General features: G+C 64.5%; 13 protein-coding genes and 2 tRNA genes. 9 read left to right on the forward strand and 6 right to left on the reverse strand.

The window, feature by feature from the left end:
• Nucleotides 1–29: 29 nt before the first annotated feature.
• Entirely contained in the window at nucleotides 30–1,118 is a 1,089-nt protein-coding gene (locus tag FJV80_RS10980) for a TonB family protein (protein WP_348643957.1), read from the forward strand.
• Nucleotides 1,119–1,178: 60 nt separating this feature from the next.
• Nucleotides 1,179–1,493, forward strand: coding sequence for an antibiotic biosynthesis monooxygenase (locus FJV80_RS10985; RefSeq protein ID WP_095772901.1), 315 nt, complete (start codon nucleotides 1,179–1,181; stop codon nucleotides 1,491–1,493).
• Nucleotides 1,494–1,505: 12 nt separating this feature from the next.
• Here FJV80_RS10985 and putA read toward each other — a convergent pair whose 3' ends face one another.
• Nucleotides 1,506–5,114 carry a bifunctional proline dehydrogenase/L-glutamate gamma-semialdehyde dehydrogenase PutA gene (gene putA / locus FJV80_RS10990; RefSeq protein WP_142876353.1) on the reverse strand — a complete coding sequence of 1,203 codons (3,609 nt, stop codon included), beginning with the start codon at nucleotides 5,112–5,114 and terminating at the stop codon, nucleotides 1,506–1,508.
• Between the two features lie 163 nt (nucleotides 5,115–5,277).
• Here putA and FJV80_RS10995 point away from each other — a divergent pair, with 163 nt between their 5' ends.
• Nucleotides 5,278–5,730, forward strand: a complete 453-nt coding sequence (locus tag FJV80_RS10995; RefSeq protein ID WP_064988817.1) for an Lrp/AsnC ligand binding domain-containing protein — start codon at nucleotides 5,278–5,280, stop codon at nucleotides 5,728–5,730.
• Nucleotides 5,731–5,787: 57 nt separating this feature from the next.
• Here the strand turns inward: FJV80_RS10995 and FJV80_RS11000 are convergent, their stop codons facing one another.
• Together FJV80_RS11000 and FJV80_RS11005 are read right to left on the reverse strand one after the other, a co-directional pair.
• Nucleotides 5,788–6,987, reverse strand: a complete 1,200-nt coding sequence (locus tag FJV80_RS11000) for a cytochrome-c peroxidase (protein WP_142876354.1) — start codon at nucleotides 6,985–6,987, stop codon at nucleotides 5,788–5,790.
• A gap of 7 nt (nucleotides 6,988–6,994) precedes the next feature.
• A complete protein-coding gene (locus tag FJV80_RS11005; RefSeq protein WP_095787465.1) occupies nucleotides 6,995–7,444 on the reverse strand; it encodes a FixH family protein in 450 nt (149 codons plus the stop codon).
• Nucleotides 7,445–7,595: 151 nt separating this feature from the next.
• On the opposite strand from FJV80_RS11005, the gene FJV80_RS11010 reads away from it, so the two are divergent.
• Nucleotides 7,596–8,516, forward strand: coding sequence for a sugar kinase (locus FJV80_RS11010; protein ID WP_142876355.1), 921 nt, complete (start codon nucleotides 7,596–7,598; stop codon nucleotides 8,514–8,516).
• Between the two features lie 12 nt (nucleotides 8,517–8,528).
• On the opposite strand, the gene FJV80_RS11015 is transcribed toward FJV80_RS11010, so the two are convergent.
• The 3 genes from FJV80_RS11015 to FJV80_RS11025 form a co-directional block, all read right to left on the reverse strand.
• Nucleotides 8,529–9,551, reverse strand: a complete 1,023-nt coding sequence (locus FJV80_RS11015; protein ID WP_095787464.1) for an aldose epimerase family protein — start codon at nucleotides 9,549–9,551, stop codon at nucleotides 8,529–8,531.
• Nucleotides 9,552–9,641: 90 nt separating this feature from the next.
• Nucleotides 9,642–11,099, reverse strand: a complete 1,458-nt coding sequence (locus FJV80_RS11020) for an NAD-dependent succinate-semialdehyde dehydrogenase (RefSeq protein ID WP_142876356.1) — start codon at nucleotides 11,097–11,099, stop codon at nucleotides 9,642–9,644.
• A 201-nt stretch (nucleotides 11,100–11,300) separates the two neighbouring features.
• Nucleotides 11,301–12,251, reverse strand: a complete 951-nt coding sequence (locus FJV80_RS11025; RefSeq protein ID WP_142876357.1) for an AEC family transporter — start codon at nucleotides 12,249–12,251, stop codon at nucleotides 11,301–11,303.
• A gap of 112 nt (nucleotides 12,252–12,363) precedes the next feature.
• Here FJV80_RS11025 and FJV80_RS11030 point away from each other — a divergent pair, with 112 nt between their 5' ends.
• The 5 genes from FJV80_RS11030 to FJV80_RS11050 all read left to right on the forward strand — a co-directional run bounded on the left by FJV80_RS11030 (nucleotide 12,364) and on the right by FJV80_RS11050 (nucleotide 17,911).
• A complete protein-coding gene (locus tag FJV80_RS11030; RefSeq protein WP_142876358.1) occupies nucleotides 12,364–15,384 on the forward strand; it encodes a caspase domain-containing protein in 3,021 nt (1,006 codons plus the stop codon).
• A 99-nt stretch (nucleotides 15,385–15,483) separates the two neighbouring features.
• A complete protein-coding gene (locus FJV80_RS11035) occupies nucleotides 15,484–16,032 on the forward strand; it encodes a histidine phosphatase family protein (protein WP_142876359.1) in 549 nt (182 codons plus the stop codon).
• A gap of 229 nt (nucleotides 16,033–16,261) precedes the next feature.
• A tRNA-OTHER gene (locus FJV80_RS11040) sits at nucleotides 16,262–16,332 on the forward strand.
• Between the two features lie 4 nt (nucleotides 16,333–16,336).
• Nucleotides 16,337–16,404: transfer RNA gene (locus tag FJV80_RS11045), tRNA-Asn, on the forward strand.
• A 361-nt stretch (nucleotides 16,405–16,765) separates the two neighbouring features.
• Nucleotides 16,766–17,911, forward strand: coding sequence for a slipin family protein (locus tag FJV80_RS11050; RefSeq protein WP_185975180.1), 1,146 nt, complete (start codon nucleotides 16,766–16,768; stop codon nucleotides 17,909–17,911).
• Nucleotides 17,912–17,934 lie beyond the last annotated feature (23 nt).

Here is a 17,934-nt window from a genome sequence, read left to right on the forward strand (position 1 = left end):
GACTGCATCCCGCATTCACGCGAGACACCATGGCCTGGTCGCTGGCTGGCCATGGATCAGTGACGCCACGGGCAAACGATCTTGATTTGACTTTTGCCCGCCGGCCGCTGCAATTTCCGGCCCGCGAGATGCAAGAAATCAGCCCCCTCCCCGACGCTGGCAACGAGCTGGCGATAGCGCCGGCAGAGCCGTTTGCAGTCGCGCGGCCGGTGGCCCGATGGCCCGTTGCCATAGTCGTCTCCGGCCTGCTTCACGCCGCTGTCGCGGCATTCTTTCTGATCTCGCCCGCCGGCACATTCGATTTCCCGAATGCGGAGCAACCGGAAGGCAGCGATCACACAGGCGACAAGGTGGCAGGCAGCGCCCTGGACAAGGACCCGGCGGCGATCAATGTCACGCTGGAGCCGAAACCGCAGCCGCCCAAGCCGGAGCCGGCAGTCAGACCGGTGCCGTCGACAAAACCCTCGCAGCCTGAGCAGCAAACCGTGAAGCGAGCTTCTCAGCCCACACAGGAACCAGCCGAACCGCTTCCCAAACCTTTGCCGGAAGTTGTCAAACAGCCAGCAGTCACGCCGGACATACTGGTGGCGGCGACCCCGCGCCCTGACAACCAGAGTGTGGCTGCCAGGACCGAAACACCGGCACAGCCGAGCGTCCAGGCCGAGAGCGCTGAGATGCCTGTCGCCGTTCCGGACCAACCGCCGATCCCCAGCACTCGGCCCACTCCGGCGATCGCTCCTTCAAAGGCAGCGGACGAGAAGCGCGGCACGGCAGACGGCCAGGACCGGCTGGCGCAGGCCGCCAGCAAGGGCAAAAGGCAGAACGAGGCAGGCTCCGACGCTGAATCCAGCTACCGAAGCGACGTCATCGGCAAACTTGGCCGCGTGTATCGAGCAGTGCCGCCTTCGTTGCAAGCGACGGCGCGCACCAACACCGTTGTCACCTTCGTCATCGGCAGGCAGGGCAACATCGATGAGCTGCGTGTCGTCGAAAGCTCGGGCTCGGCAACTTTCGACCAGATCGTGCTTGGTTTCGTTCGCAAGGCGGCCCCTTTCCCTCCGATCCCGGCAAAGGTTGGCAACAGTCTGGAATTCACCGGCGCGATCGGTCCGTTCTGAGAGCCGACGCCTCGCCGCATCCTTCAATCGCAGCAGTCCACCAATTCAGAAAGGAACGCCATGTACATCGCCATGAACCGCTTCAAGGTGCAGAACGGCTCGGAAGCCGATTTCGAAGCGGTGTGGAAGAACCGCGATTCCAGCCTAGCCGAGATGAAGGGTTTTCGGGAATTCCATCTGCTGCGCGGCCCGGTGAACGAGACCGAAGGCTACACGCTGTTTGCCTCGCACACGGTGTGGGCGAGCCAGGACGATTTCGTCGCCTGGACCAGGTCGGAGAATTTTCGCGCCGCGCACAGGAATGTCGGCACGACGAAGGTCCACTATCTCGGCCATCCGCAATTCGAGGGGTTTTCGGTCGTCGAAGGCGCCTGAGAATGGGCTGAACTAGGCCGCAGCTAGCAGGCTGGCATTGCCGCCCGCGGCCGTGGTGTCGACGCAGACCGCACGCTCATGCGCATAGGCCGCCGGGTTGAGCACCTCGCTGACCAGCGGGACGATCGGACCCGTTCTGTCAGCGATGACCTTGCGCACGATGCGCGCCGCCTCCGGTGTGCCTGAGAAAGCGACGACATCGACGCGCAGCGAACGCGCTTCGACCGGATCGGGGCGGCCATCTATTGCCGCCAGCGGCAAACCCTTGCCGGTCAACGCCGACAATGCAGCCGGCGCCCCAGGCGCCACGGCCAGTACCGCATTGCCGGCGGCGAGCGCCTGGATCGTCTGGGCCAGCAGCGTCGCGGCATCCGGCCCCAGGCACAGCACCCGCCCGCGCGGCGACAGCGACAGCGTGTTGGCCTCGCCCGTCGGTCCGGGCAGGTCGACCTGGCCGAAATCGATGCCTGCGGCGGCGCCGATGGCGGCCGCGCCCTTGCCGCGCAGATGCTTCCTCAGGATGGCGATCCGGTCCGGGCGCGTCGACCAGCCGCCAAGGGTCGGATCGGGTAGATTGTCTGCCAGTTCGGTCGCCGTCACCTTGTGGCCATCGCCAACTGCCGTACCGGCTTCCGGCCCCTTGCGGAAGCGGCGCAGATAATGCGGCCCGCCGGCCTTTGGACCGGTGCCTGACAAGCCCTCGCCGCCAAAGGGTTGCGAACCGACGACGGCGCCGATCTGGTTGCGGTTGACGTAGATGTTGCCGGCATGGATACCGTCGACAAAATGCTGGACGCGACCTTCGATGCGGGTGTGCAGCCCGAAGGTCAGGCCATAGCCCTTGCGGTTGATGGCGGCGATGACAGCATCGATCTCATCGGCGTCGAAGCTGGCGACATGCAGCACCGGCCCGAACACCTCACGGTCCATCTCCTCGATGCCCTTGACCCGGAAGACATGCGGCGCGACGAAGCGCCCGTCCTTCGGCGCCTCGAGCTTGGCGATCAGCCGGCCCTCGATACCCTTCTTCGTGCAATAGTCGCGGATCGCACCTTGCGCCTCATCATCGATGACCGGGCCGACATCGGTCGAAATCCGCCAGGGATCACCGATGTTGAGCGCCTCCATGGCGCCTTTCAGCATCTCCAGCATCTTCTTCTCGACGTCCTTCTGCACGTAGAGCACGCGCAGCGCCGAACAGCGCTGCCCGGCACTCTGGAAGGCCGAGGCCAGTATGTCGCGCACCGCCTGCTCGGGCAGCGCGGTGGAATCGACGATCATGGCGTTCAAACCGCCGGTCTCGGCGATCAGCATGGCGTCTGGAGCGGCGGTCTCGGCGAGCTGTTTTTCGATCAGCTTGGCGACATCGGTCGACCCGGTGAAGCAGACGCCGGCAATACGCGGGTCGGCGGTCAGCGGCGCGCCCACCGACGGGCCGTCGCCGGGCAGCAGTTGGATGATGTCTTCCGGCACGCCGGCCTCGCGCAGCAATTCGACGGCACGGAAAGCGATCAGCGGCGTCTGTTCGGCCGGCTTGGCGATGACCGAATTGCCGGTAACCAGCGCTGCCGCGATCTGGCCGGTGAAGATCGCCAGCGGGAAGTTCCACGGCGAAATGCAGACGATAGCGCCACGCGCCTGCGTGCCCGCCTCGGCATTGGCTGCCTCGGCGGCGTAGTAGCGCAGGAAGTCGACGGCCTCCCGCACTTCCGCCACACCGTCGGCCAGCGATTTGCCGGCCTCGCGAGTGGCAAGCGCGAAGAACTCGACCGCATTGGCCTCATAGAGGTCAGCGGCGCGGTTGAGGATGGCAGCGCGTTCGGCAACGGGGCGCTTTGCCCAGGCCGGCTGCGCTTCCACGGCAATGCGCACGGCGATCGTGACCTGCTTGGCAGCGGCCTCGTGAACCGTTCCGACCACTTCACCGGGCTTGGCCGGATTGACGACCGGGCGTGGCTTGCCATAACCGGCAGCCCGCGTGATCGGCTTGGCGTGCCAGCGGTCCGGCCCGGCGAACGCCGCCCTGGCTTTGTCGATGACCGCCAGCGTCACCGTGTCGGTGATGTCGAATCCCCTTGAATTGCGGCGGCCCGCGCCAAAAATCTGCGACGGCCTGGCAATCGCCGGATTGGCGGCGGGGCCTTGGCTTTCGACCGTTTCGAGCGGATCGCGCGCGATGTCTTCCGGCTCGACATCCTCGTCGGTCAGTTGGTGCACGAAGGAGGAGTTGGCGCCGTTTTCCAGCAGGCGACGCACCAGATAGGCCAGCAGGTCCGAATGCGCGCCGACCGGCGCATAGATGCGGCAGCGCGTGCCTTCGGCCTGGCGCACGGTCTCGTGCAGGGCCTCGCCCATGCCATGCAGGCGCTGGAACTCAAAGGAATCGCGGTTCGTGGCCATCGACAGGATGGCGGCGACGGTATGGGCGTTGTGGGTGGCGAATTGCGGATAGATGCGGTCGGTCATGCCAAGCAGTTTCTTCGCGCAAGCCATGTAGGAGACGTCGGTGTTGGCCTTGCGGGTGAAGACGGGATAGCCGGCCAGTCCGAGCGTCTGCGCCCGCTTGATCTCGGTGTCCCAATAGGCGCCCTTGACCAGCCGCACCATGATGGTGCGGTCGTATTTCCTGGCCAGCGCATAGAGCCAGTCGATGACGAAGGCCGCGCGCGGCCCATATGCTTGCACCACCACGCCAAAGCCGTTCCAGCCGGCGAGTTCCGGCTCGGCCAGCACGCGCTCGATGATATCGAGCGACAGATCGAGGCGGTCGGCCTCCTCGGCGTCGATGTTGAGGCCCATGCGCGAATGTCTGGCCGCAAGCGCCAGCGACAGCAGCCGCTCGGCCATGACAGGCAGCATCGCGTCCTTCTGCGCCACCTCGTAGCGTGGGTGCAGTGCCGAGAGCTTCACCGAGATGCCGTGGTTCTGCCTGATGTCAGGTCCGTTGGAACCGCTATCGAGCGAGGAAATCGCGGCGGCATAGGCCTTGTGGTAGCGCAGTGCGTCGGCCTCGGTGCGGGCCGCCTCGCCCAGCATGTCGAAGGAATAGAGGTAGCCCTTCTGGGTCATCTGCCGGCCGCGCTTGACGGCTTCCGCGATGGTGCGGCCGAGCACGAACTGTTCGCCCATCTCGCGCATGGCGGCGGCCACCGCCTTGCGGATGACCGGCTCGCCCAGCCTGCGCACCATCGAGCGCAGCGTGCCTTCGATGCCGCCCTCACCCTCGTCCAGCACACGGCCGGTCAGCATCAGCGCCCAGGTCGAGGCATTGACGAAGATCGAGCTCGAACCGCCGGAATGCGCCGACCAGTCATGCGGCGCGATCTTGTCGGCGATCAGATCGTCCATCGTCTCGGTGTCGGGCACCCGCAGCAGCGCCTCGGCCAGGCACATCAGCGCCACGCCCTCCTTGGTGGAAAGGCCGTAGGCGGAGAGGAAAACTTCCATCAGCCGGGGATCGGAGGAGCCGCGCACCGCCCGCACCAGATCGGCCGCCCGCGCCGAGATCGCATCGCGATCCGCAGCCGAAAGCCCTGTCGCCTCGGCCAGCCGCTTCACGGCCTCGTCTTCGTCGGGAAGATAATTGGCACGGATCTGCTGGCGGATGGTGTCGAGCGGCATGGCGGATCCCGTGGAGCGAGCATCAGGGAGCGGGCCGGTTGTCACCGGACCGAATGGCGCAAGCTAGCACAGGCGCGGATTCCAGTCGGTCCAAAGAAATCGACAGGACAGACCGATCGATCTATCATCGTGTCAATTCCTCAGAGTTTGGGCTGTAATTTTTATGACAGAAGACCAATTGGACCGCATCGACCGCAACATCCTGTCGGCGCTGGCCAGCAATGGCCGCCTTTCCATGTCGGAACTCGCGGCCAAGGTCGGTCTCTCCAAGACACCGGTGCAGGCGCGGGTCAAGCGGCTGGAGAAGGACGGCTACATCAGGGGCTACCAGGCGATCATCGACCGTGAGCGCATGGGCGAAGGCCATGTCGCCTTCGTCCAGGTGAAATTGTCCGATACCCGTTCCGCCGCGCTCGACGCTTTCAATCGCTCGGTGCAGGCGGTGCCGGAGATCGAGCAGTGCCACATGATGGCGTCGAGCTTCGATTACCTGCTGAAGGTCCGCACCCGGGACATCGCCGCCTACCGCCGCGTATTGGGCGAACGCATCTCGGCGCTCCCCCACGTCGCCCAGACCTCGACCTTCGTGGCGATGGAGACGGTGAAGGATCGCTGACCATGATCCCGAAAAATGGATGCCGGTTTTCGGACAAGATCATGGTCAAACAACAGCTTACTCCGACAGCGTCTTCAAAAACGCCACCAGCGCCGCGCGTTCGCGGTCCGACAGTTGCAGCGGATGGATCTCGGTTGTCCCCCTCACGCTCGCCGCCGCCTTGGCGTAATGCGCCACCACCTCGTCGAGCGACGAAAACTGCCCGGCATGCATATAGGGCGGCCGCGTGGCCGCGCCGCGCAGCGACGGCGTCTTGTAGGCGCGCACCAGTTCCGGCGCATCCTTGACCATGAAGCGCAGCTCGCCGCAGGCGCTGACGTCGCCGTCACGATACGCGCCGAAACAGTTGAACGGATCGGCCTCGACCTGTGCAACCGCGTCGACCCGGCCGCGATCCGGCGGCAGGTCCGCGACGGGCGGTACGCCGGTGTTGTGAAAACCGTTGTCGCTGAAGCGCGGGCCATTGTGGCAGGTCACGCAATTGGCCTTGCCGATGAACAGTTTCAGCCCAAGGATTTCTTCCCGCGTAAAGACGGCATCGCCCTTAGGTTCGGCGCCGGTGGCAAGGTCCAGGGCAAACCGGTCGAAGCGCGTCTGCGCCGGCTCGATCGAGCGTTCGAAGGCCGCGATCGCCTTGCCGATATTGGCAAAGACGCGGTTGATGGCGTCGCGCTGCGCATCGCTCATCGCGTTCCAGGCAGCCCTTTCGGCATCGTTGCCAAGCGGGCTCGCATTCAACGGAATGCCGGCAAAATCGGGCAACGGCCCGAAAATGCGCTCATAGCGCTCGCCGAAGCGTGCCTTGATGTAGTGCGCGTAGGCAGTACGGTTTCCTGCTTGCTCCAGCGGATTTTCCAGCGGCGTCAGCGCTTGCGCCCACAGGCTGTCGCGGCGGCCGTCCCAGAAGAACCAGGGATCGCGAGCCACGCCGGCCAGCGGCATGGTGCGCCGGTTGGTGCGGCCGACGCCCAGGGCTTGCGGCAGGTCGTCCTGGAACTGGCGGTCGATCTTGTGGCAGGTCGAGCATGACACCGTGCCATCGCGGCTCATGCCCAGATCGAAGAACAGCGTCGAGCCAAGGGCCGCGGCGGCCGGCACGTCGGCGAAGCGATTGGTGGTGTCGGGTTTCAGCGACGGCAGCGTGTTCAGGGCCAGCGAGGCGATGGTTTTCCTCTCGGCGTCGGAAAAATCCGGCTTGCCGCAGCCCACGAGGATGACGGCGACCATCAGCGCCAGAAAGCAGAAAAGGCGCTTCATCGATCGCTCACAGCACCACGTTGAACAGCACCGTATCTGAGCCGGCGCCGGACGAGATGGCGAACCGAACTTGCCACCAGCCGCTCATGGTGAATTTCAGCCCCTCGATGCGGTAACGGCCATCGCCGAGATAGTCGGTCACCTGCGGGCTGGTCGGCAGGCCGTGATTGTGTTGCGGCATGCCGCCGGAGATGGCGATCGCAGCTCGCTCCACCGAAGCCCCGGTCTTTGTTTTCAGCGTCAGCAGCCAGGATTCCAGTTCGCCCTGCCGCACCACGCCCCGTTCCGGTACGAAGCTCGCCATGTAAAGCCCGTTGTCGGTTTTCTTCGTCCGCGAGAGATCCGGGCCAGCAAGCTGCGCGCTTTGCGGCGCCGTTAGATAGACGACCGCGAGCACGCCGACCAGCAGAGCAGCCAGACCAAGACCCGCCAAAAGATAACGCCATATCGATGCCAAACCGGTTCCTCTTCTGCGGATAACGCTCGGCCGGGTGGATCGCGTCCCGCCAGCCTGTGGGAAAACGCTGTGGCGCAAAAAAGCCTGCTTGCCAAGCATGGCGCTGCCGCCGGCAAAAAGCTACAGCACCGAAATCAATGGAGGATTGCAGATGGCGGGAAACGGCGTCGCCTCGATCGGCGAATGCATGCTCGAACTGTCGGGCCAGACCGGGCCGAACTGGCGCCTGGGTTTTGCCGGCGACACGTTCAACACGCTATGGGCGCTGCACGCGTTGAGCAAGGACCGGCCGGCGACCTATGTCTCGGCCTTCGGCGACGACCCCTTTTCGCAAGGCCAGATCGGCTTCTTCGCCGAAAACGGCATCGGCATCGGTTCCAGTCCGATAATACCGGGCGCGCGGCCCGGCCTCTATGCGATCACCCTGACAGGTGCCGAGCGCTCCTTCACCTACTGGCGCGGCGACGCCGCCGCCCGGCAGCTTGCCTCGGATCCCGCCGCACTGTCGAAAAATCTTGAAAATCAGGCGCTTGTGTACTTTTCCGGAATCACTTTGGCAATTCTGGACGATGCCGCACGCAAAACACTGCTGGAAGCCGTCGCCAAGGCACGCGCCGCTGGCTCGCTGATCGCCTTCGATCCCAATTATCGGCCACGGCTTTGGCGCAACCGCGAAAGCGCGCAGGCAGCGATCGTCGAGGCACTCGGCGTCACCGACATCACCCTGCCAACCTTCCCCGATGAACAGATGCTGTTTGAGGATGCAACGCCGCTGGCGACCGCCGAGCGGCTCAGGCAATGGGTCGGCGAGGTCGTCGTCAAGAACGGCGAACAGCCGGCGCTGATCGCCGAGAGCGGAACATTGCATGACGTGCCGGCGATCCATGTCGCGGCCGCCGTCGACACCACCGGCGCCGGCGATTCCTTCAATGGCGGCTACCTGGCGGCGCGTCTTGCCGGCCATGGCCCGCGCGAAGCGGCAAGCCGGGCGCATCGCGTCGCCGCCGCCGTGGTCCAGGTTCGCGGCGCCCTGGCGCCATTCGAGACGCTGCGGGCAGCGTTCGAAAACTAGCCGCCCGGAGACCTATGGAAGGCGGAAACGGTATTCCGTCACGTGGTGATAAATCGCACCTGGCCAGAGCGTTGCCTGCGGGAAATACGGCCGGTTCGGCGCATCCGGCCAGATTTGCGGCTCCAGGCAGAAGGCGGAAAAAGCCTGGTAGTCGCGGCCTTCCAACCCCTTGCGCGGCGTCACATACTGGCCGGTGTAGAGCTGAACGCCTGGCTCGGTGGTCCAGACCTCCATCTCGACGCCGGAGCTCGCCCCTTGCGTCCATGCCGCTTGCCGCAACGGCCCGCGTGCCGAGGCAAGGCAGAAATTCTGGTCGTAGGGGAGCTGCTCGCCCTCGGTCTCCATGCGCAGCGGCCGCGCCTGACGGAAATCGAAGGGCGTGCCGTCGACCGGCTTGACCACGCCGGTCGGGATCATGTCGCCGTCGACAGGCAGATAGGCGCCGGCGTTCAGCATCATCCTGTGGTCGAGAATGTCACCGGCGCCGCCATCATCCAGGTTGAAATAGGAATGCTGGGTGAGATTGCACAGCGTCGGCTCCTCGCAGGTCGCCGTCAGCTCGACGCTGAGCGTGCCGGGGATCTTCAGCCGGTAGGTGCAGGTGACGTCGAGCGCACCGGGAAAACCCATCGCGCCGTCGGGATCGTGCAGCGTCAGCGTGACGAAGTCCCTGCCGTGCAGCGAAACCGCCCACGGCCGATGCGCATAGCCCTGTGAGCCGCCATGCAGCGTATGCTTGCCGAGGAAGTTTTGCTCGGTCTGGTAGCGGTTGCCACCGATGGTGAAGCGGCCGTCGCGGATGCGGTTGGCATAGCGGCCGACCACCGCACCGAAGAAGGCGTTGTCGGCCTCATAGGCTTCCAGCGTGTCGTAGCCGAGCACCAGCGGCGCATCATGGCCTGTCAGGCGCAAATCCTGGATGATGGCGCCGAGCCCGATGACGTTGGCGGTGAGGCCGCCGCCCCTGATGGTGAAGCGGCGTACCGGCTCACCCGCCTGCGTCGTGCCGAAAACCTCGCCGTCCTTCATTGCCATGCCCGCAAACGTCAGTTGATCCAAAGGATTTCGGCTGGTTTTCTCGACCCAAGGCGGCGGGCCAGGCCCGCCGACTTCAGGGACAAGGTATCAGAGGCCGAGGCCGCCGATACAGACATATTTGGTATCGAGGTAATCCTCGATGCCCTGATGTCCGCCTTCCTTGCCGAGGCCCGATTCCTTGACACCGCCGAACGGCGCCTCCGGCGTGGTGATCAGGCCTTCATTGACGCCGACCATGCCGTATTTCAGCCCCTCCATGACGCGAAAGGCGCGGCCGAGATCGCCGGTGTAGAAATAGCAGGCAAGGCCGAATTCGGTGTCGTTGGCGAGCGCTATTGCTTCCGCTTCGCTCTCGAACTTGAACACCGGAGCGACCGGCCCAAAAATCTCTTCCTTCATGAAGCGCATCTTGGGCGTCGCGTTGGCGATCACCGTCGGCTGGAAGAACGAACCGCCGAGCGCATGACGCTTGCCGCCGGCGACAATCTTGCCGCCCTTCGAGGTCGCGTCTGCGATCAGTTCCTCGACCTTCTCGACCGCCTTCTCGTCGATCAGCGGCCCCTGCTGCACGCCTTCCTCGAGGCCGGAACCGACCTTCAGCCCGTTGCTGGCGGCGGCCAGTTTCTCGACGAACTTGTCATAGACGCCGGCCTGGACGAGGAAGCGGTTGGTGCAGACGCAGGTCTGGCCGGAATTGCGGTATTTGGCGGTGATCGCGCCGGCGACGGCACGGTCGATATCGGCGTCGTCGAAGACGATGAACGGCGCGTTGCCGCCAAGCTCCATCGACACCTTCTTCACGGTAACCGACGACTTCTGGATGAGGAGCTTGCCGACTTCGGTCGATCCGGTGAAAGTGATCTTCGACACCAGCGGATTGGCGCAGATCTCGTCGCCGATCTCGCTGGCCGAACCGGTCAGGATGTTGACGACGCCCTTGGGGAAGCCGACTTCCTCGGCAAGCGCGCCCCAGGCAAGACCCGAATAAGGCGTCTGCGAGGCCGGCTTGACGACGGCGGTGCAGCCGGCAGCGAGCGCGGGACCGAGCTTGCGGGCCAGCATCGAGGACGGGAAATTCCACGGCGTGATAGCGGCGATGACGCCGACCGGTTCCTTGGTCACCAGGATGCGACGATCGGCCCATGGTGAGGGCACGACGTCGCCATAGGTGCGGCGGCCTTCCTCGGCGAACCACAGAATGTAGGCCGCGGCCGAACCGATCTCGCCCTTCGATTCGAACAGTGACTTGCCCTGCTCGATGGTCAAGAGCTCGGCCAGCACGTCCTGATTGTCCATCATCGCGTCATGCAGCCTGCGCAAGAGCTTCGAACGCTCGAGCGCGGTCGTCTTGCGCCAGGTCTTGAAGGCGGCGTCCGCGGCCTCGATGGCGCGGCGGGTCTCGGCCTTGCCCGATTTCGGCACGGTGCCGATCTTGAGGCCGGTGGCGGGGTTGTTGACGTCGACCGTCTGGCCACTATCGGCCTGCACCCATTCGCCATTGATGAGATTGGCCTGCCGCATGAAATGGCTGGTTTTCTGAAGCATGGTCTATCCTCCGTTCGGCGCACTGACGGGCCGGTCTGTGAAATCTTCGGTGAGCGTGCGCCATGATTTGAAGCCGGCACGCCGGAGCCACTGCTCTTTACCTAGGGCAAGGCCCGCAAGCAATCGCAAGATGGCATATAGGGGTTGGGCCAGCCCGGGACGAGAGCAAGCTTTACCGCCTCGCCTGGATTTGCGCATCGCCTAGCCAAAGACATGCAGGACAATCGTCAGCCAGAAAGCCGTGGTGACGGCGGCGCAGGCGGTGGCGATGGTCATCTGGTTCGATGCAAGCGCCTGGCCGGTGTTGAACTGCACGGCGATCAGGTAGGAGTTGATGCCGGACGGCAGCGCCGCCACCACGACCGCCACCTTGGCGGTCATCGGCGGCAGGCTGAGCAGCCAGACGAAGGCAAGAACCAGCGCCGGCATCAGGAACAGTTTCAGCGCCGAAAGCGCCAGTGCCGGCCGGACATTGCCGGAGATGCCGAAGCGGCGCAGGCTGAGCCCCATGGCAAACAGCGCCACCGGCCCTGCCGTGTTGGCCAGCGCATCGACCAGCCGCATGACGAGCCTGGGCAGCGGCACGCCGCTCAGCCGCCATGCCAGGCCAAGCAGGATGCCGATGATCAGCGGATTGATGAACAGCCGCCGCAGGAAGCTTCGCAGCACCCGCAGCGGATGCACATGTTCGTCACCGCCTCGGCCGAACATCTCGAACAGCACGATCGAGGCCATCATCATGACCGGCAGATGCACGGAGACCAGCAGCGACAGCACCTCGAAGCCGCTCGGGCCGAAGATGCCGAGAATGAAGGGAGCGCCGAGCAGCACGACATTGGAATAGGCCGACGATACGCCCCCGACGACCCCGGCGCGCGCGTCGCGCCCGAAGATCCGCGTGGTGACGAGATGGCCGGCGGCCCAGGTGATCGCCGCCGCCGCGAAATAGGCTCCCCACAACGGCCACGGCGCAACGCCGTGGAAATCGGCCTTCACCATTGTCTGGAACAGAAGCAGCGGCATCGCCACCGAGACCGCGAAATCCGATATCCTCTCGCCGCTCGCCGGTCTGAGATAGCCGGTCAACCCGGCGAAATAGCCGAGCGCCACGAGACTGAAGACGAAAAGCACGGTTTCTGTAAGCGGAGACATTTTTTCAGGGATAGGCGAGCCATGCGCGCGGCGCAATCGCGCCCGAATTTGATCATGGTATGCTGGCAACGTTATAGAGGGTTTGGAGCATCAGGGCGGACACGAACGGCAAATGACCTTTGTCGAAACCTCAGGACGCAATCTTCTTGCACGGATGTGGCTGACGGCTTTCGTCGCCGCCCTGTTTTGTCTTGCCGCGACGGCGCTTGCATTTGCCGAGGCGAAAAGCCTCAAGGGCGTGGCGCTGATCATCGGCCAGTCGAACTACCTGCACATCGCCGCCCTGCCCAACCCGGCCAATGACGCCCGCGACATGGCCAAGATGCTGACCGACCTCGGCTTCGACGCCCGCAACGTCACCGATCGCGATGCCGCCAAGCTGAATCGCGATCTCGAACGCTTCGTCGAGGACGCCGAAGGCGCCGACGTCGCTTTCATCTATTACTCCGGCCACGGCATCGAAGCCGGCGGCGAGAACTATCTGGTTCCGGTCGATGCCGATGTCACGTCGCTCAAGGACGCGGGCCAGGAGCTGGTGCCGATTTCCGCCGTCATGGACGAGTTGAAGAAGACCGTGCCGGTGACGATCATGCTGCTCGATGCCTGCCGCACCAATCCGTTTCCGGCCGACGCCGTGGTGCGCCGGGCGCCGACCGCTTCCGCCGAGCCGATCGGCGCCGGCGGGCTGGAACCGGTGCGCGGCGCTAAGGCGCTCGCCAACGCGTCGGCGCGAGATGCGAGCCTGGGCACGGTGGTCGGCTTCGCCGCCGAACCGGGCCGACCGGCGCTCGACGGTGCGGCCGGCGAAAACAGCCCCTATGCCGCCGCCCTGCTGCGCCACCTCGCGGCGATGAAAGGCACGGAGTTCGGCTCCGTCATGCGCATGGTGACGGAGGAAGTCTATCTCGACACCAAGGCCAAGCAGCGCCCCTGGGTCAATGAAAGCCTGCGCCGCCTGCTGTATTTCGGCGTCGCGCCACCGGAACCGACCGGCGACGACGGGCTGATCACCGGCGAGAGGCGGCAGTTGCTCTTGACCATTTCCGACCTGCCCGACCCGAAGCGGGCGCAGGTGGAACTGGCCTCGCTGCAGGAGGGCGTGCCGCTCGACGCGCTCTATGGCGTGCTGAGGGCGCTGGGAACGGACAAGATCCCCGAGGATCCGACCGACCTGCAGAAGCTGCTCGACGCGCAAGCCGAGCGCCTGAAGAAGATGATGTCCGAGCGTGCTGCACTGCGCACCGACGATCCCGAGATCAAGCGGCTGGTCGCCTCCGCCGACAAGGCCATTGGCCAGGGCGCCATGGTGACGGCGCGCAAATTCCTCGACGACGCCGTCAGCAGGGTCGAGCAGAACAGCGGTGCCGTCGACGAGGCCGAAGAACTGGTCAGGCAGAAACGCATCGCCGACGCCGCCATCTATGCCAAACGCGCCGACGCCGCCGCACTGGTCTTCGAATACAAATCCGCCGCCAACGACTATGCCAAGGCCTTCTCGCTGGTCGAGAAATGGGACGACAAGCTGCGCTGGAACTACAAGAACCAGGAAGCCGAGGCGCTCAACGCCCACGGTTACGCCACCGGCGATCTCGAAGCATTGCAGCACGCGATCGAGGCCTATCGCGTCATCCTGAACTTCATTCCCAATGGCGAGCAGAACAGGGATTGGGCCATCACCCGCAACAACATGGCTGTGGTGCTGCAGACCATCGGCGAGCGCGAGACCGAGACCGCACATTTGGAAGAAGCCGCGCAGATCTTCCGCGCTTCGCTCGTCGTCTTCGAGCGCGACAAGGACGATCGCAACTGGGCGGCCGCGCAGAATAACCTTGCCAATGTCCTCTTGAAGATCGGCGAGCGCGAGAGCGATCCGAAGCGTCTAAACGAGGCAGTGGCCGCGATGCGCGCCACGTTGGAAAAGCGCCCGCGCGACAAGCTGCCGCTCGACTGGGCAGCTTCGCAGAACAATCTCGGCCTGGCGCTCTATGCGCTTTCCGAACGCGAACCAGCCGGCGAGCACCTGAAGGACGCGGAAGCCGCCTACCGGCTGGCGCTCGAGGAATACACGCGCGAGAAAGCCCCCGTGGAATGGGCGATGGTCGAGAACAATCTCGGCAACACGCTGGTGACGCTCGGCATCCAGCTGAACGACAAGGCCAAGATCAACGAAGCGGCCGATGCCTTCCGCGCCGCGCTGAAGGTGCGAACCCGCGAGACCTTCCCGGTCTCGTGGGCGACCAGCCGGCTCAACCTCGGCAACGCGCTGAGCGGTGTTGCCCGCTTCGACATGGGCACGGGCACGCTTGAAGAGGCAGCCGCGGCCTATGACGATGCGCTGACGGTGTTTACCCGGCAGCGCTTCCCGATGGACTGGGCGTCCGCCCAGAACAATCTCGGCTCGATCTACCAGACGCTTGGCCAGCGGACCCGCGACGCGGCCAGGCTCGAACAGTCGGTGGCAGCGTTCCAGGCAGCCGGGCAGGTCTATGTCAGGCGGAAATTCCCGCAGGATTGGGCCATGAGCCACTACAATCTCGGCAACACGCTGCAACTGCTTGGCGGCGTGACGGACAAGCCCGAGCACTACAGCGAGGCGGTCGACGCCTACAGCAATGCGTTGCGCGAGTACAAGCGCGAGACCAACCCGCGGCAATGGGCGCTCGCCCAGGCCGGCCTCGGCTCGACGCTGCACTGGCTGAGCATGAGCAATGCCGATCCCAAAACCCTGCGGGATTCGATCGCCGCCTGGCGGGCGGCACTCGAAGTGCTGACCATCGAGACGGCACCGGTCGACTGGGCCAACGCCCAGAACGGCATCGGCATGAGCCTGCTCAATCTCGGCAATATCGAACGGACCGGAAAATATCTCGACGAGGCCGAGGTGGCCTTCACGGCGACGCTGAAAGTCTTCACCAGGGAAAGCCAGCCCATGCAGTGGGCCTTTGAGCAGAACAATCTCGGCGACATCCACTGGAACCGCGCCAGCTATGGCGGCGGCAAGGCCGAGTATGTCAGGGCTATCGCGTTCTTCGAGAATGCCAAGCAGGGCTTTACCGAAGCCGGCTACACCATTCCCATCCCGCTTACCGACCAGAAGATCGATCTGGTGAAAAAGCAAATCGCCAAAAAGTGAGGCTGGGACATCTGCGACGCCCGCTTGTCTTTGTGCCGGCGTTCCGATCCCTATATGCGAATGGCCGGAACCCGATGTCGGGCCCCTGGAAGGACTGCGATGATCCGATTTGCCCTGGCCCTGTTGCTGCTCGTCGTTCCCGTCGCGGCCCATGCCACGGATGCCGGCTGGGCGTTGCTGCGCGATGGCGGCCATGTGGTGCTGCTGCGCCATGCCATGGTCACCGGCACCACCGATCCGGCCAATTTCGACATCGACAGCTGTGCCACCCAGATCAATCTGTCGGCGCGCGGCAAGCAGCAGGCAAGCAAGATCGGCGCCTTGTTTGCCGCTCGCGCCGCGCCGATCGAACGCGTGCTGTCCAGCCGTTACTGCCGCTGTCTCGACACCGCGCGTATCGCCTTCGAGGCCGAGCCGGCGCCTTTTGCCCCGCTCGATCTCCCGAAGGGCGACGATGCGCAGAAGGCAGCACAGATCGCCGCCATCATGAAGGAAATCCGCGCCTATTCCGGCTCCGACAATCTGGTCATGGTCACCCATTTGGAAGACATCGTGGCGCTGACCGGTGTTTCCCCGCGCGAGGGCGAGGCCGTGGTCGTCGAGCCGCAGGGCGACGGTCTGCGCGTGCTCGGCCGCGTCACCTTCTGAGGCCACTGCGTTCCATCCCGGGCGCGGCAGACAGTGTTGCCGAAATACCACCGCCGAAAGAAGCCGTAAATTCGCCGCGACAATGCCGCTTGCGACAACCCGTCGCAGGGGCTATAGGCGCGCACCCGGTCACGAAAACCGAAGTGAGCACAACGGTTGGAGCTTTCGTCTCCGCCCGTGCAGGCGGCTTTGCCGCGCTGTATACGGTGCCGCTTTGGGGATTGGGATCGCGGACGTAGCTCAGCGGAAGAGCGCCGGATTTGGGTCCGGAGGTCGCAGGTTCGATTCCTGCTGTCTGCATCACGGATAGCTCAGTTTGGTTAGAGCATCAGATTGTTAATCTGACTGTCGAAGGTTCGATTCCTTCTCCAACGGCCTGATAAGCCGACACCTTTGGGTGGTGTTATCCAAAAACGGTCCGGGGACCGGAATGCTGAAGACCTGACGAACGGCCGAAGCCTGCGGGCCAGGGCCGTATCGAAAGGTCCGACGCCATCGGTTCGCGGCCAGGTCCGCGGTGACGATCAAGGCGCAGTGTCGCCGGCAAGGGAGGCTTCGACCTCCGGCGCCCGCTTCGCTGCCCCGCGATCCGCTCCCGAAGGCCCGCCACGGATCGATGCCACCGGTCTCCGGATCATTCGTGCCCGGAAGATGATGTGAAACGAGAAACGAAGGGAAGATCGACGCATGAGTTGACGCCTCGCATGGGGCCATGCCCGACAGGAGTAAGACAATGACTGTTCTCGATAAGGTTCTTGGACGCGAGCGCGTCCTCGTAAGGGAAAACGAACGTGCCCTCACCCTCTACAAGGGTAAGATCAAGGCCGTCCTGATGCCGGGCGAGCACTGGCTAGCCAACCGGCGCGGGAGCCTGGAAGTGTCACGGCACGATCTGAAGAACCCGGAATTCGTTTCGGCATACGAGAAGGCGTTGTTCGACAAGCTCCCGGATGTGACCGCGCGTCATTTCACCGTCGTTCGCACCGGGCGCACGGATGTCGCCATCATCGAGCGTGACGGAAACCTGCATGCCGTTCTGGCGCCGGACCGCAAGCTGGTTCTGTGGACCGATGCCGGGCCGTGGACGGTGACGACGGTCGATACTTCGGCCGATCTGGCCATCGATCCGGCGGTCATGCGCCGGCTCGGCCAGGCCCGGAAGGCGGAGTTGATGTCCGTCCATCCGGTCGTCGATGGCCAGGCCGGCCTGCTGTTCGTCGATGGTGTCCTGGTCCGGACGCTAGCCGCGGGCGTGCACGGCTTCTGGAATGTCGGACGCCTGCTGCAGGTGAAGGTCGTCGACCTCAAGCGCCAGTCGCTCGATGTCGCCGGGCAGGAAGTGCTGACCAAGGATCGCGTAACGATCCGCGTCAACATCGCCGCCGAATACCGGGTCGTCGACCCGGTCAAGGCGGTGAGCGCCGTGAAGGACTTCTCCGAGGCCCTTTATCGCGCCCTGCAATACGCCTTCCGCAAGACGCTGGGCGCGCTGACGCTCGACCAGATTCTTGAAAAGAAGGTGACAGTCGACGAGGAAGCCGCGGCCAAGGTCCGTGCCGACATGGCCGATATCGGCCTCGAGGTCAGCGATATCGTCCTCAAGGATGTGATCCTGCCGGGCGAGATGCGCGAGATCCTCAACCAGGTGGTTTCGGCCGAAAAGCAGGCCGAGGCCAACGTCATCCGCCGCCGCGAGGAGACGAACGCCACGCGTTCCCTGCTCAACACGGCCAGGGTGATGGCGGAGAACCCGGTGATGCTGCGGCTGAAGGAGCTCGAGGCTCTGGAAACCATCGCCGGCAAGGTCGAGCGGCTGACTGTCCACAACGGAACGGGCGGGCTGCTGAACGACCTGGTCAAGCTCCGTGACAACAACTAACCTGACGTAATGGGAAGGGGGGG

Origin of the sequence: Mesorhizobium sp. WSM4310 (genome assembly GCF_007003935.1) — a bacterium.
Taxonomy (GTDB): Bacteria; Pseudomonadota; Alphaproteobacteria; order Rhizobiales; family Rhizobiaceae; genus Mesorhizobium.